The sequence below is a fragment of the Streptomyces sp. NBC_00224 genome, from assembly GCF_041435195.1.
Classification (GTDB): domain Bacteria; phylum Actinomycetota; class Actinomycetes; order Streptomycetales; family Streptomycetaceae; genus Streptomyces.
In genome coordinates this window covers 8513947-8527652 of the sequence record NZ_CP108106.1, presented here as the reverse complement: position 1 = coordinate 8527652, position 13706 = coordinate 8513947, and the positions used below count along the sequence as shown (strand labels likewise).

General features: G+C 71.8%; 12 protein-coding genes. 8 read left to right on the top strand and 4 right to left on the bottom strand.

The window, feature by feature from the left end; genetic code table 11:
• Positions 1 to 49: 49 nt before the first annotated feature.
• Complete coding sequence (locus tag OG965_RS38095; protein WP_371656656.1) at positions 50 to 1495, bottom strand: NADH-ubiquinone oxidoreductase-F iron-sulfur binding region domain-containing protein; 1446 nt, start codon at positions 1493 to 1495, stop codon at positions 50 to 52.
• Positions 1492 to 2355: a hypothetical protein gene (locus tag OG965_RS38090; RefSeq protein WP_371656655.1), complete on the bottom strand. Its 864-nt coding sequence runs from the start codon at positions 2353 to 2355 to the stop codon at positions 1492 to 1494. Before OG965_RS38090 ends, OG965_RS38095 begins: the two co-directional genes overlap by 4 nt.
• A 243-nt stretch (positions 2356 to 2598) precedes the next feature.
• Here OG965_RS38090 and OG965_RS38085 point away from each other — a divergent pair, with 243 nt between their 5' ends.
• The 5 genes from OG965_RS38085 to OG965_RS38065 all read left to right on the top strand — a co-directional run bounded on the left by OG965_RS38085 (position 2599) and on the right by OG965_RS38065 (position 8280).
• Entirely contained in the window at positions 2599 to 3741 is a 1143-nt protein-coding gene (locus OG965_RS38085) for a hypothetical protein (RefSeq protein ID WP_371656654.1), read from the top strand.
• A gap of 122 nt (positions 3742 to 3863) precedes the next feature.
• Positions 3864 to 4964 carry a PucR family transcriptional regulator gene (locus OG965_RS38080; RefSeq protein WP_371656653.1) on the top strand — a complete coding sequence of 367 codons (1101 nt, stop codon included), beginning with the start codon at positions 3864 to 3866 and terminating at the stop codon, positions 4962 to 4964.
• Between the two features lie 162 nt (positions 4965 to 5126).
• The gene (locus OG965_RS38075) at positions 5127 to 6143 is read left to right on the top strand and encodes a hypothetical protein (protein WP_371656652.1); all 1017 of its coding nucleotides are present in this window, start codon (positions 5127 to 5129) and stop codon (positions 6141 to 6143) included.
• Between the two features lie 45 nt (positions 6144 to 6188).
• Complete coding sequence (locus OG965_RS38070; protein ID WP_371656651.1) at positions 6189 to 7202, top strand: hypothetical protein; 1014 nt, start codon at positions 6189 to 6191, stop codon at positions 7200 to 7202.
• A 172-nt stretch (positions 7203 to 7374) separates the two neighbouring features.
• Positions 7375 to 8280 carry an RNA polymerase sigma factor gene (locus OG965_RS38065; protein WP_371656650.1) on the top strand — a complete coding sequence of 302 codons (906 nt, stop codon included), beginning with the start codon at positions 7375 to 7377 and terminating at the stop codon, positions 8278 to 8280.
• Here OG965_RS38065 and OG965_RS38060 read toward each other — a convergent pair.
• Together OG965_RS38060 and OG965_RS38055 are read right to left on the bottom strand one after the other, a co-directional pair.
• Complete coding sequence (locus OG965_RS38060) at positions 8194 to 8598, bottom strand: WhiB family transcriptional regulator (protein ID WP_371656649.1); 405 nt, start codon at positions 8596 to 8598, stop codon at positions 8194 to 8196. The two genes, OG965_RS38065 and OG965_RS38060, sit on opposite strands and share 87 nt — an antisense overlap.
• Before the next feature lie 471 nt (positions 8599 to 9069).
• Positions 9070 to 10254: a hypothetical protein gene (locus OG965_RS38055; protein WP_371656648.1), complete on the bottom strand. Its 1185-nt coding sequence runs from the start codon at positions 10252 to 10254 to the stop codon at positions 9070 to 9072.
• Positions 10255 to 10750: 496 nt separating this feature from the next.
• On the opposite strand from OG965_RS38055, the gene OG965_RS38050 reads away from it, so the two are divergent.
• From OG965_RS38050 to OG965_RS38040, 3 genes are all read left to right on the top strand, one after another.
• The gene (locus OG965_RS38050) at positions 10751 to 11053 is read left to right on the top strand and encodes a hypothetical protein (protein ID WP_371656647.1); all 303 of its coding nucleotides are present in this window, start codon (positions 10751 to 10753) and stop codon (positions 11051 to 11053) included.
• A 94-nt stretch (positions 11054 to 11147) separates the two neighbouring features.
• Positions 11148 to 11786 (top strand): GGDEF domain-containing protein, encoded by a 639-nt coding sequence (locus OG965_RS38045; protein WP_371656646.1) that lies wholly within the window; start codon positions 11148 to 11150, stop codon positions 11784 to 11786.
• 795 nt (positions 11787 to 12581) lie between these two features.
• Positions 12582 to 12797 (top strand): hypothetical protein, encoded by a 216-nt coding sequence (locus OG965_RS38040; protein WP_371656645.1) that lies wholly within the window; start codon positions 12582 to 12584, stop codon positions 12795 to 12797.
• The last annotated feature ends 909 nt before the right edge of the window (positions 12798 to 13706 follow it).

The window sequence follows — 13706 nt, the reverse complement described above, 5'->3', positions numbered from 1 at the left end:
GGGATCAGGGGTCGGGTGGCCTGCGGGACGGCGTACGTATGCGCCATACCTAGCTGTCGATGCGCAGGGCCAGGGCGGGGCAGCGGCGCACCGCCCGCAGCGCCTGCTCCCGCAGCTCCGCCTTGACCGGCATGTTGGCGGAGTCGGGGTAGCCGTCGAGGCCGAGTTTGATGACGGTGGGCAGGACGTCGGCGCACAAACCGTGGGCCCGGCACAGGGTCCAGTCGACAAGCAGGCGCAGGTCCACGTCCTCGTTCAGCGGCAGTACGCCGGCGACGGGCCGGCCGCAGCCGCCCTCGTACACGTGCTGGGAGACGTCGGCGGAGAAGGCCGACAGCGCCGAGGTGACAAAGCCTGACGTGCCGTCAGGGTGGGAGCAGGCTCCGCGCCCCCGTACACCGTCCATGTACTGGAACACGGCGTCGTACGCCGGGCGGCCGCCCCGGCCGGCCAGCGCGGTCATCTGCTCGGCCAGGCCGTTCAGGCCCCATACGCACGGACCGCACTGGTTGGCGGACTCCTCGGCCATCCAGCGGGCGACGCGGGCCGTCTCGCCCAGGGGGCACGTCGATTCGGGCAGGGGGATCACCGCTCCGGCACCCAGTGCTCCGCCCACGGCGCTCAGGGCCGCACGCGAGACGGTGACGGACCGCGCGGCCTCCGCACTGATCCACTTTCCGTGGTAGCCGCCGACCAACACACCCTGGCCCGGAGTGGCTCCGCACATCTCCAGGATGTAGGAGAGCGGAGCCCCGGTGGGCGTCTCGACCACCCAGGAACCGGAGACGGTCAGCAGCACGGTGCCGGGCTCGGTGGACAGGCCCGTCTCGCAGTAGGCCGTGGCCCCCCGCCGGGCCGCGATGGCCAGTTGCGCGAATGTCTCGGTGTTGGAGAGCAGGGTCGGCAGCCCGCGCAGCCCGCGTTCGCTGGTACGCACTTTCTGCCCGGCGGGCACGGCCAGACGGTCGTTGAGACCGTTGGTCAGCGCGGTGCCCTCGCCCGTGACGAAGCGTTCGGGCAGCCGCTGGATTCGCAGGACGTCCTGGGCCGCGGCCCCGCGCTCCGCCAGGGCGTCGGTGAGGGACTTCTCGGTGTCCTCCCGGGTCACGCCGATGACGCCCTCCTCGGCGTCCAGGGCCTCGACCGCCAGTTCCAGGCCGTCCAGGACGAGATGGGGCGCATACAGCAGCAGGGCGGTGTCCTTGAGGCAGCTGGGCTCGCCCTCGGTGCCGTTGACGATGACGGCGCAGCGGCCTTCGACGGCGTCGGCGGCCTTCATCACGGCGCGCAGTTTGCGGGCGAGGGGGAAGCCCGCTCCGCCCCGGCCGCGCAGGTCGATTCTCTCGGCGAGCTCGGCCAGTTCGGAGGCCCGCAGCCGCGGCGGCTCGCCGTGCACGGCCAGGTGCTGGGCCCGGTCCAGGCGGCGTTTGCCCTCAAGCCCGGCCAGCAGGACCGGGGGCCCGAAGGAGGTCACGTCGGGCTGGACGGTGTTCACACCTGTCGCCCCCGCTCGGGCAGGCGCGGGGGCGCGGGTTCAGGCACGGGAAACCCTCTGCCCGGGATGGGGATCGTCGCTGTCGCGCTCGGTGGCGGGGGCGGTGTGTAGGGCTGGGATCGCGGTTTCTCGCTGCGCGGCGCGGGGCCGCCGGTGCCCGCGGCGCGCGGGAGCCAGAGCCTGGACAGCAGCACCACGCCCACGCCGGCCAGGCAGACGATGTAGGCGACGTTCGCCCAGGAGGCCGCGACACGGCCCGACTTGAGGCCATGCAGCAGGGCGGCGCACCAGGCGAGGTAGGCGGTCATGTGCAGGGCCCGCCACACCCGGGCCCGCCCGGGGGAGACGAAGACGCTGCGGGCGACGCCGGTGACGGCCACGATGACGAAGACGTATCCGGCGAGGGTGCCCAGGCCGATGAGCACCGGCTGGTCGAGGTCGGTGAAGGGGACGGCGGCCGCGGCGGCGGAGGTGTTCCCCTCGGCCACCTTGATCCATATGTGCAGTCCGAGGAAGCCCAACCCGGCGACGCCGAGGGCGCGGTGGACGCCCTGGGCCACCAGCCGGTGGTCGGGGTAGGCCACGCGGCGGTCGGTGGCCGTCAGGCCCCACAGCACCGCCGCGCTGAGCGACACCAGGGCCAGGACTCCCGCGCCGAAGTCGAGGAAGGCCCGGACCAGGGCCGACAGGGCGGTGGCCGCGGCGGCCGCAGCGGTGAGCACCACGACGAGCCCGGTCCGCAGCAGGGTGCGCCGCACCTGCCGGGGGGCGGCCGGGCGTTCGGGGGTCTGCGGAGCCACGGATGCCGGCGGCCGACGCGTGGCCGGCCGGCCGCCGCGCGAGCGCTGCGCACGAGACATGGCATCGCCTCTTTCGATATGGGGACGGGCCAGCACTGTAGGACCGCGGGGCAGCGGGCCGGTTTGTCTTTGTCAGGCGTCGACAAGGAGGCGGCCGGCCTTGGCGGGGTGGCAGTGGCCCCCGACCCCCGGGAGCAAAGAAGGAGTAAAACAGCGCAATGGGTGAACGGCTTTTTTCTCTTTAAGAGCGGATCAGCACGGAACGAGGAACGTTGCCGCGCGACGACTGAGCCCGGAGCCTCCATGCACCTTTCCCTCGGATCTCTCGGACTGCGCCTGCCCCCGCAGCCCCCGTCGGATCTCCTGCTGCTCAACGCCGTACACCGAGGACACCTGGAATCGTCGGCGGGCCTCTACCGCCGCCATTACCGGGCGGTGCACGCCTACGCCGGTACGTGCGTACGGAGCGAAAAGGACGCGCGGGCTCTGGCGGAGCAGGCGTTCGGCGAGCTGCTGTCCGGCCGCCGCCCTCCCGCCCGGCGGCGCCGGCCGCACTGCGTGCGCCTCCAGCTCCTGGACAACGTGCGCACCCTGGCGGCCACCGGCCCGCTGCGCTGGCACGGAGACCTGTCCGTGCCCTTCTGGAGCTGGGCGGGGCTCGACGGGGGGTGGCCCGACACGGAGGACGGCGCACTGGGAGCGGCGTTCGACGCACTGCCCGCCTTCGGGCAGTGCCTGCTGTGGCACGTGAGCGTCGAACAGGAGAGCCCGGACACGGTGTCCGAGCTCGTCGGCCTGTCGCCGGACCGCGTCGTACGGGACAGCCTGCGGGTCTCCACGCAGCTGCGGCGCAGGTGGCTGCGCGCGCATCTGCCACACCTCGCGGAACCGGCCTGCCGGCGCGCCCTGCGGCAGCTGCAGCGGTCCCTCGTGCCGACCGGCCGCCGGGACGGCGGGCACCACCTCGCGCAGTGCACCCGGTGCGCGGGCCTGTGGGCCTCGGCTGCCGGGCTCGACCAGACACTGGCCTCCGAGCTGCCCCGCCACGTCCTGGGCTGGTGGCCGCACGACGACGGCAACGCCCGCCCGCTCGCTCCCCCTACGCTGCCCATCGCTACGCACCCGGGCCCTGCGGTCCCCCCGCACGCGGGGCCCCACGCGCAGGACGCGACGGAGCGGCCCGATACCGAGGGCGCGCCACCCCGCTTCCCCTCCCCCGCCGGGATCGCCCTGCTGGCCCTCGTGCTGTGGACGGCGATCATGTGCGTGGTGCTCGCGTGGCCCCCGCCCCCGCAGGAGGAGTCGGTGCCGCCCACCATCGTCTGGATCACGTCCCAGTCCGCGCGCCGGCATCACGCCGTACCAGGACAGGGCCGGACCACGCACCGGGCGCATCCGGCGGCGGAGCACGGCGGACCGCCGCGGCCATCCCTCGCCCATGCGTAGACGCCGCCACGTCGCCCATGCGTAGGAGCCGCCGCACGCGACAGGCCCCGATCCGCAGGCACGGCATCTGACGCCTGCGCCTCGCCTCATCCTCCCCATCTCCTCACCCACAGGGACGGACCGTGCACGCCCTCACCGACCCCCTACCGGGTCCCGCCCCACTCCCCCACGCACAGGCGTTACTCGACGCGATCCCCGCACTCGTGGACCAGATCGTCGCCCTGCTCCAGGAGCAGCAGGCCCGCGTGTCCGGCCACCTTCTCGACCAGCCGCCCAAAGAACGGCGGCGTGCGGTCGAGCGTGCGCTCGCCATGGCCCTGGGCGCCCTCGCCCAGCCGGGTGCGGGCCCGGCGGGCCGGCCGTTACCGGCGGGCGGCCCCCCGGCCGGCCGCCAGACGGCGTCCGCGCCCGGCCCCGGCGGCAACGACCCCGCGCGCGCCCGGCAGCTCCTGTTCGACGTACTGGCCGACGAACGCCCCGTGCCCGCCGCCGAGTTGGAGGCACTGGGCAAGAACGCGGGGTGGGCGTCGCTGCCGCACTACATCCAGCCCGTCGCACTGGCTCCGGCCCAGCTCAGCGTGCGCTCGCTGCCCCACAACGCCCTGTGGGGGTCAACGGGTGTGCACGAGCCGTGCTGCCTGATCCCCGACCCGTCACCCGCGGCGCAGACGGCTCTGCGCGACTCGCTCGGCCAGCACACCGCCTCCGTCGGGCCGGTCGTGCCCCTGGCCGAGGCCGGGGCCGCCCTCAGGTGGGCGCGCAGCCTCCTCTACCTGTCCCAGGAACGCCACGGCCACCAGGCCGGAGTGATCTACGTCGAGGAACACCTCACCACCCTCCTGCTGATGCAGGACGAGCTGCTGTCGCAGGCGCTCGCCGCGCGGTATCTGCAACCGCTCGACGAACTGCCCCGCCGGCGGCGCGAACGGCTGGTCTCCACCCTGCTCGCCTGGCTCCAGGAAGGCAGCGCCAGCCAAGCCGCCCAAGTGCTGGACGTGCACCCGCAGACCGTCCGCTACCGCATGCGGCAGGTCGAGGAGCTCTTCGGCAGCACGCTGCACGAGCCGCACCGCCGCTTCGAGCTCGAACTGGCCCTGCGCTGCCGCAGCCTCATCAACAGCGTCCGCCAGGAGCGCTCCCGTACCTGGCGGCGCTCCGCGCGCGCCACCGTGCCCGGCCGCAGGGCCCCCGCCCCCGTGTCCCCGCGCATCAACGGACGCTGACCGCGCCCCCGCAAAACCCCCTGCCCGTACGGCACTCCCCGCCCCCCTCCACGAGATCACGAGGTAGCTTCCGTGCACACCGCGCGGCCCGGGCGTCACCGCAGGACCCCGCCGGCACCCCCCGTGCCCGACCATCCTCCGGCCGTCCCTCCCACGGCGGCCGTGAATCCTGCGCTGCTGCCCCGGCTGCGCCCCGAGCTCCTGCCCGGCACGGTGGCCTACGGCATCCAGTACGACGGGCCTGCCGCGTCCGACGCCCTGTACTGGCTCTATCTGATCAGACAACTCTTCGACACAGGGCAGGCGTTGACCGCCGGCGCGCGCGGGGCCGCCCGGCTGCACACCGGCACCACGGGGAGTCCGGCGGCCGGTTACACCATCCCCGACGCCCCGGGCCAGTCGGCCGTCTCCGATCCGCTGACGTGCCTGGCGTCCTGCGGATCGGGTGCCCGGCACGCCGTCGAAGCACTGCACGGTGCGATCCGCCAGGTCGGCGCGCCTGGCTCGGCGACGCCGCAGCTGCAAAGGTCCCCCATCAGCCGGCTGGGCTGGGCCCAGGCCACCTGCATGGTCCGGGCGGAAGCCGCCCTGTGCACCGAAGCGGCCTCACTGACCAGCCCCACGACCCCGCTCGGCCAACAGCTGAGGCAACTCACCGAGTCCGCCTACCAGTTGTACGCCCGCATGGCCGCCCTGCCCGCCTTCCTCGCCTGGCGCGCCACCACCGATCCGCTGTACTCCGCCTGGCTCGACGGCGCCCTGAGCGCCACCGCACAACCACCACCGGTCTTCGACCACTGCACCGCCCTGTACGCCGCGTTTCCCGCCCTGGAGACGCAGGACCCCGCCCATCTGCGCAGCGGGCTTCCCTCCGGGCACCTGGAGCGTTACGTACCGGACCGCTCCGGGCACCAGTGGGCACTCGTCCTGTCCACCCCGGCCGGACCGGACGATCCGCGCGACTGGCTCAGGCCCCCCTCGGCCCTGATCGCCGCCCGCGCGCCGCACCACCCCAGCGCCACCCTCTGCTACGTCCTGGCCCAACAGGCCGCACCGCACGACGCGCTGCCCCTCATCAGCCGCGCCGACGGCCACCACAACCTCGAAGACATCGCCGCCGCCCTGGCCTCCCTCCCCGGCCGCGGTGGCCCCCAGTCCCCCACGCCCCCTGCCTTTTGAGCCGCATCAGCCCCATCAGCTGTACGAGAGAGGAACGCATCCCGCATGCCGTCGGTTCCCGGCCTCCACCTGGCCCGTCGCCCTCCGTCCGACCGAGCGCTCCTGCGCGCGGTACGCGACGGCCGCACCGACCACTTCCGCCACCTCTACCACCGCCACTACCGCGCCGCCCACGCCTACGCGGCCAGTTGCATGCCCGCACCCATGGACGCCCATGCACTGGTGTGCCAGGCCTTCGAGGAGGTGCTCAACGGGGCACTGGCGCAGGAGGCGTCCTCCGCCCCGTACTACGGCTGCCTGAGGCAGGACCTCATCGACCGCATCCGCCGCCGCGCCGTCGCCCAACTCCCCGCCGCGGCCGACAGGCTGGCACCCGGCTTTCGCGCCTGGGCCACGCAAGGGGCCCTGTGGCCGCTGACCGAGGACGGCCAGCTGTCCGTGGCCTTCTCACGGCTCTCCCCCCTCGCGCGGTGCCTCATCTGGCACAGCGTGATCGAAAACGACACCCCCACGGTGATCTCGCAGATCACCGGTGTGGAAACCGGCTTACTGGCCGAGGCCTGTCTGCACGCCCGGCAGACCCTGCACCGGACGTACGCCGACCTCTACCTCGCACGGACCGGACAGCCGGCCTGCCGGCACAAGAACACCCGGCCGCAGCCGGACGCGGCACCGGGCGCGTTGGAGCCGATCCCGCTGCTGTGCCCCCACTGCCATATACATCCCGACCTCATCACCCTCGACCTGCGCCTGGAAGCCCAGCTTCCGGCTGCGCTGCTGGCCTGGTGGCCCGGCCATGAGTACCTGCGTACCAAGGAAGTCCTCGCCCGGCAGACCATCACGCCCCTCCTGCCGGCCACCGCGGCTCGGCGCAGCCGCCTCCGCACGATCACCGCGATGCTGACCGCACCCCTGACAGGAGGCCGCCGTCCCGCGGCAGGACGCGGGCGGGGCATACGGCCCCGCGCCACGGCGGCAGCCGTTCCGGCACTGCTCGTGCTGCTGTTGACGGGCATCGCCACCAGCGTCCTGGCCCTGACCGGTGCGGGCCAGTTCTAGACACCACCTCGCACCCCCTGACCGCCGGGGAGTTCCCCCGGCCACCCACTGGGCACCTCAAAGGCACGTCGGCGAGCATTGCGCCCGTACCTCGCGCGGCCGTTGACTGGCACCACCCCGCGCCGACGCAGCAGTGCCCCACCAGGCTCCGCCGCCATGCCTTGGAGGTACGTTGTCCCGCCGACACGCCGCACCCGCAGACGGCAGCCCAGACCCCCAAGAGCCCTCGCACTGCGACGAGGAGCTGATCCGGAGGCTCAGGGACGGCTTCGCGAAGGGCGTGTTCGACAGTGCCGCGGCCGCCGCCCTCTACCGGCGTCACCGGCCCGTGGCACTCGCGCGGGCCCGGCAGCTGAGCGCGGACGCGCACCAGGCGGAGGATCTGCTGTCAGAGTCCATCCTGCGTACCCTGCACGCACTGCGTTCCGGCGCGGGTCCGACCACCGCGTGGCGCCCCTATCTGCTGACCGTCATCCGCCACATGGCCGCGGAGTGGAGCGCCGAGAGTCGGCGGACGCTGCCGACGACCGACTTCTCGTGGCTGGAGCACCGCGCGCCGGACCTCACGGCGGGCGCGGCCGACCCCCAGCAGCATGTCCTGGACGAGGAGAGCCGCCGGATCCTGGTGCGCAGTGTGCGGCAACTGCCCCAGCAGTGGCGCACGATGCTGTGGCAGAGCACGGTGGAGGGCATCCCCCACCATGTCCTGGCCCGCCGCTTCGGCATGACGTCCAACGGCGTCGCCGCGCTGGCCGCCCGGGCCCGCAAGGGGCTGCGGGAGACATACCTGCAGGCGCACCTCGCTCTGGTCGCCGACGCGTGGTGCATCCCCTTCCAGGCGTTACTGGGCGCGCCGACCCCGCCGGTGCGCAAGTACCGCTTCATCTCGCGCCACCTGGCGGCCTGCTCGCACTGTGCCCGCGTCTACGACGAAGCCCCGGAGCTGAGCGCCGCGTTGCGCGCGCTGCTGCGGCCGGCGTCCGCCCCCGCCTCACGGGTGGCGGCGCCCCCGGCCCCGGCGGCGGGCAGCGGCACTGATCCAGTCGGGGCCCAACCGCTGCTCAAGGCGAGCGCGTAGCAAGGCCCGCTCCTTCGGTGTGGTGCCCGCCCACACGCCCACCGTCGTCAGAGCCGGGTTGGCCAGGGCCCACAGCAGGCATTGCCGTGCGACGGGACAGGTACGGCAGGTCTCCTTGGCGCGTTCGAGTTCTTCGGGAGCCTCGCCCTGGCGCCGGTCGCTGAACCATGCGGGGTGTTCGCTGCACGCGGTGACGTCGACGGCATCGGGAAACGGCACACGAGGATCGGCGGGGACGAAATCCAACACGCCATAACACCCCTTCTTCGAATGCGCGGTCTCAGCCCCGAACGGCACTGAGCACCGGATTCCGCGCATCAGATCCGTGCATCAGATGGGTGACGGCATGGGTCATACTGGCGTGGTCACTTGTCGGCGGCCGGCCGCACGCCCAGCACTCCGCCGCCGACCTGGCCCATACCACTTGACACGGTCTGCAGGCGTAGATGCGCAGGATCGAGGAGAGCGGGGCGGCGCGCTCGGCGCGCAGGCGCGGGGGCCGGATTCCGACTCGGCAGGAGTGGGGAAATCGCTTCACAACCGTATCCTCCTGTCGTTTTGGAGAGATCCCAGCGAGTGCGTGCGGCGATTGACCGCCGCAGGCACCGTCATCCTCTCTGTTTCCGAAAGAGCGTGCCAACGCGTTCCCGTGAATTTCACTGATCCGGCAGCAAATTGCCCGGCTACTGAATCGGCGTACGGAATAAGGCGGAACAGGAAGGCATCCGACCCTGCGGGTTTGTCACTCGGCGCACAACCACCGCCCAACGCGCGCGGGGAGCACACCGGTCAGCGCCGCGCCACGAGGCGGCCGTACGTCTTCTCTCCGTCCGCGCCGGTGCTGTGCGCGGCGAACCTCTCCTCGTAACGACGGATGACCTTGGCCGAGACGTCGCAGAGGGAGACGGCCGGGCCGGCGCCCTGCGCGGCGGCCGCCACTTCGCCCGCGGCCAGGTGCATCTCCACCACCTGGAGCGGACAGGGTTTGCCGCGGTGACCGGTGGCGAGAGCGGCCAGGGCCGCGCCGGCCCGATCCAGGGACCGGGCGCAGGAAGCGGCCTCACCGAGCAGGGCGTGGGCGCGGGCGCCCAGCAGATGCAGGATGGCCGCGACATGGTGTCCCGGGCGGTGCAGTGCCGACTGGGCCGCGTCGATGAGACAGAGCGCGTCCTGCGGCTTCCCCTCCAGCAGGTGGGTGTACGCCACCCCCGCCAGGTACGCGGCCGATATCTCGGGTTTGCCCGCGACCATGGCCGCCCGCGCGGCGACGAGGTAGTGGCGTTCCGCGCCGGCGGTCTCGCCGAGGCTGATGGCGAGCCCGGCGCACAGACTCGCGACCCGGGCGGCCAGCAGGAACAGCGGGCCGCTCGTCCTGGAGTCGTAACTCGCCCCGGACAAGAACGTCGTGAGCAACGAGAGGTCGCTGCGGGCCGCGGGGTACAGGACGGCCGGGCTCACCGTCCGTGTCATCCTCCCCAGCCCCTCCACCCTGGCCCGGGCCCACTCCGTGGTGCCCGCGAGGGTGCGGTGTGCCCCCGTTGCCCGCGCCGGCGTGGAGCGCTTGGCCGCCGTACGCCACTGCTCGGCCAGGGCGTGCACGAAGGGGCCACTCAGGGCGAGGTGGGACGGGCCGTGCCGGTCGGCTCGCTGGACCTCCGCGCGCAGCGCCTCGATGGCTCCGCTGTGGTCCCACGGGCGGGTCAGCAAAGCGGAGTCCCCGGCGGCCAGGTGGAGCCAGTGCGGCCAGCCCAGACGCCGGACTTCGTGTTCGGGGACCTGGTGGATGTGGGCGATGGCAAGTTGAGCGGTGAGTTCCGGCACGGTCCCGCCCGACTCCCACCGGGAAACCTTCTCGCGCCGCGCGGCCATGGGTCCGTAACCGAGCTCGGCATGGGTGTCGGCGACAAGGCGCGCGTAGGCGGGGTGGGTTATCCCGGCCGACGCTCGCAGGGCTGCCAAAGGGTGCTGCATCATCTCTGGACCTCTCGCCTTCACAAAGCCGTCTCACCTCAGTAGTTCATCGATCACAGATCGTAGAAGTCGAATGAGATCATCGCCAGAGTCGCTGAGCACCCCCGAGGCACGTCCTCGCCCAGGAGCAGGTACCGGTGCGTCGCGCGAGTCCACGCCACCTGAGCGGGCAGGACCCGGAGTTGGGGCGGCCCAGCACCGGAAGGGTTCCGCCCGACGTGTACCCTGACGCGACCTCGGACGTGAGCCATACCAGGCCCCTGCCGCGCAGGCGCCCGCACCGCAGGGGAACCGGGACCGCAGCACCCTTCTGCCCCGTACACGAGGCACATCGAAAGCACCGTCTACTCCCTTGCGCCGCCCCGCATTTCCCCGCTTTCCTTCTCTGCGGGAGCTGCAGCGGAAGGTCTTTGCCCGGTGCTGTCGCGCAATCCAGTCCCGCGTTTCCGGTGAATCCACTTCTGGTGGTTGCTTCTCCACCCACCGAGAGGAGGTGTCGATGTCCCTGCCGATGTGGGAGGTGGATGTCCCGATGCGCATGCCGGGCCGGCCCCGGCCCGTTGGCCTCCATATCTTCCTGGGACGGGCCGACAGCCCGAGCGGTGCACTCAAAGCCGCGCGCGAGGCGTACACCTGGGCGCTGCTGCTGCACCGGGCCGGGCGGGAGATCCCCCGATCGGCCCACCGCGGGGGATGGGCCGCGCGCGGACTGCGCGCCGACTGCGACCTCGACTGGGACCGGGCCAGAACCGAACTCTGGGCGAGGGGCAGGGCTCTGCCCCTCATGAGCTTCGGTGTGTAAACGCTGCGGACCCACCACGGCGGCGTCCGGATGTCCGCCCGTCCGGTGTCACGCAGCCGTCACGTTCCCGTGTTCGAGAGGGTGATCCCCCGTCATGGTGTCCAACCCGAGTCGTCCGGCCGGCCTCGTCCGCATCGCAGCCCTGGTCACCGCGGCCGCGATCCCGGCCGCAAGCTGGAGCATCCACACGGTCATCTGGCGCCGCCGGCTCGCCGCGGCGCAGCGCGACGCGCTCACCAGAACCCTGCGCCGCGACGGCTGGAGCGCCCGGGCGCAGCACCTCATCGACCGTCACGGCGACCAGATGCTGGTGCTCGTCTGCGACGTCGACCACTTGAAATCGCTCAACGACACCCACGGACACACGGTCGGCGACGCGGTACTGGCCGCCACCGCCGCGCGCCTGGCGGCGTGGACGGGCGGCCACGGAACGGTGGGAAGGCTCGGCGGGGACGAGTTCGCCGCCGCCGTACGGGTCGGAGCCGGCCAGCGCGATGCACGGCTGCACCAGCTCACCCACGCCTTGCGTACACCCGTCACGGCAGACGGGGTCAGGGTCGCCGTCTCGGTATCCGTCGGCGCGGCCGCGCCCGGAGCGCTCGGCACCCGGGACCTGTCGTCGCTGCTGCGGGCCGCCGATGCCGCGATGTACTCCGGCAAGCACACGGGCACCGCCGTCCAGGCCTGGCCCCGCCATGCCGCCCGGTCCACACCGGTGTCGGCCTCTTCCTGAGCCCGGCAAAACACGGGAAGCCGGGGCAAGCGGAAAAGGAATGAACCTGTCGCCGCCGGCTCCACCGTCACCGGCAAAGGCCTGCCGGCGGGGCGTATTTCAATTGGCGTGACCAGTTCGGCAGTTCTCCGACCAAACAGCCAAACTGGTCTGGACCACTGTGACACAAGGTCTTCCGTTCTCTACGATGCATCACCGTAAAGTTACCGGCCGTAAGACCAAGAGCAGGGACAGTCGTCATGCACCAGCACCTGCCGGTGTTCCGGGGGAGACCGACAGAGCACCGGCCCATGCGCGCCAAAGCGCCGGCGAACACCGTTCACCCGCGGCCACCGAGGACTCATTCCCGGCACTCGAAGAGCCGTTGCCCTCACGCACGCACCGCACAGCCGCCGAGCCCACGCCGCCCCGCAACCCGGCTCGCAGGCCTCACAGGCCCGGGACCTGCGACCGCTCAGCCCCGGCACTCCGGCCCCGCATACGCAGCCCGGGGCGAACCCGTTGCGAGCAAGAAGCCTCAATGACATACGAGCGCCCCACTCCCCACATAGCGACAAGGACGAACACAATATGGCGCCTTCGGACCCAGATCTCGCTGTCGACGCAGGACTGGAACCGGGTCGCACCCCACGGCTCGGATATACATACATACCTGACTGGGTTCTGCTCTCCGAGATCTCGCCAGGGGCCAAAACGCTTTACTGGACCCTTTATACGCATGTGAACACCCTCCGAAAACAGCACGGCGACACACTGGTCTGGACGAGGCAGGACAACCTTCTGAAGATCTCCGGAGTGAAATCGAAAACCACGCTCCGCAAATACCTCCACGAGCTCAAGGCCATCGACGCGGTCGAGTCGCGGACGGGCCGCAACCCCCGGAACCCGCTGCGGTCCCAGACCGTCTATCGGATCCACGAACTGCCCAGGAAGACCTACGAGGGCCCCCTGAGCCTGGGCGAGTTCTACACCTCGTTCAACAGCGGGAGCGACACACCGGCCCTCGGCTGACCGCACCCGCCCTCGGACGTGGCCAGGCGGCAGCCACGACCACCCCCTCGGCACGGCCCGGTTCCCCCGCACGGACCCCGGCCGTGCCCGGACTTTCCGCGGCACCCGTCCGAACTGCCCGCCCCCGGCCCGGCCCTACGCCTCGTCGCCTACGCGAGTAGACTCCTGCGTGAGCCGACCGAACGTCCGGCTGGCCGGACGCACGCCGGAACACCGCTCCGGGCTTCGCGGCGAGCGAGCCCCCTCCGGAGTGTCAGATTGTGACCCCCCGGACCATCAGATGATGACTCTCCTGGATGCCAGTATGTGACACCAGGGAGTGTCACTCCCTGACCTCTGCGGGCATCAGCATCTGACCCCGAACTAAACGAATGACCAACCAGACGAAGCTCCAACCCCAACGAAACCCAACCAGAGGAATCCCCAACCAGGCGAACCCGAGGTCCGCTGCGCGGACTCATCAACTGACGGGGGCTCACGCCACCCCCGTCCACCCCCGCGCCAGCGCCTCGGATGCGCTGGACCATCCAATAGGTCATGGTCCTGCGCTCCGCGCACCCCTCCAGGCCCCAGGGGGCCTTCCGGTGAACCATGCCCCCGACACAGCTGTAGCCGAACACCATCGTTGCTGAGAACCCACCTGATGCCGTAACAGCAACCACAGGACGCGCGCGAGACATCGGTCGTCGCACAACCCAAGCGACGGGAACGCACCTGGGCGCACAACGGCGTTGACCGCACTGCTCACCACGGCTGCCCGCATCACGGACGTCACCTGCTCCCCCGTCAGCCCACACCTCGCGGCGGTTGCCCGGCCCGCCCATCCCAGAATGCCTGCCTCGGCGCCTCCTCCAGGCCCCGGCAGGCCTGCCCAGCCGACGGCGCGGGGGCAACACCGGCAGGGCATCT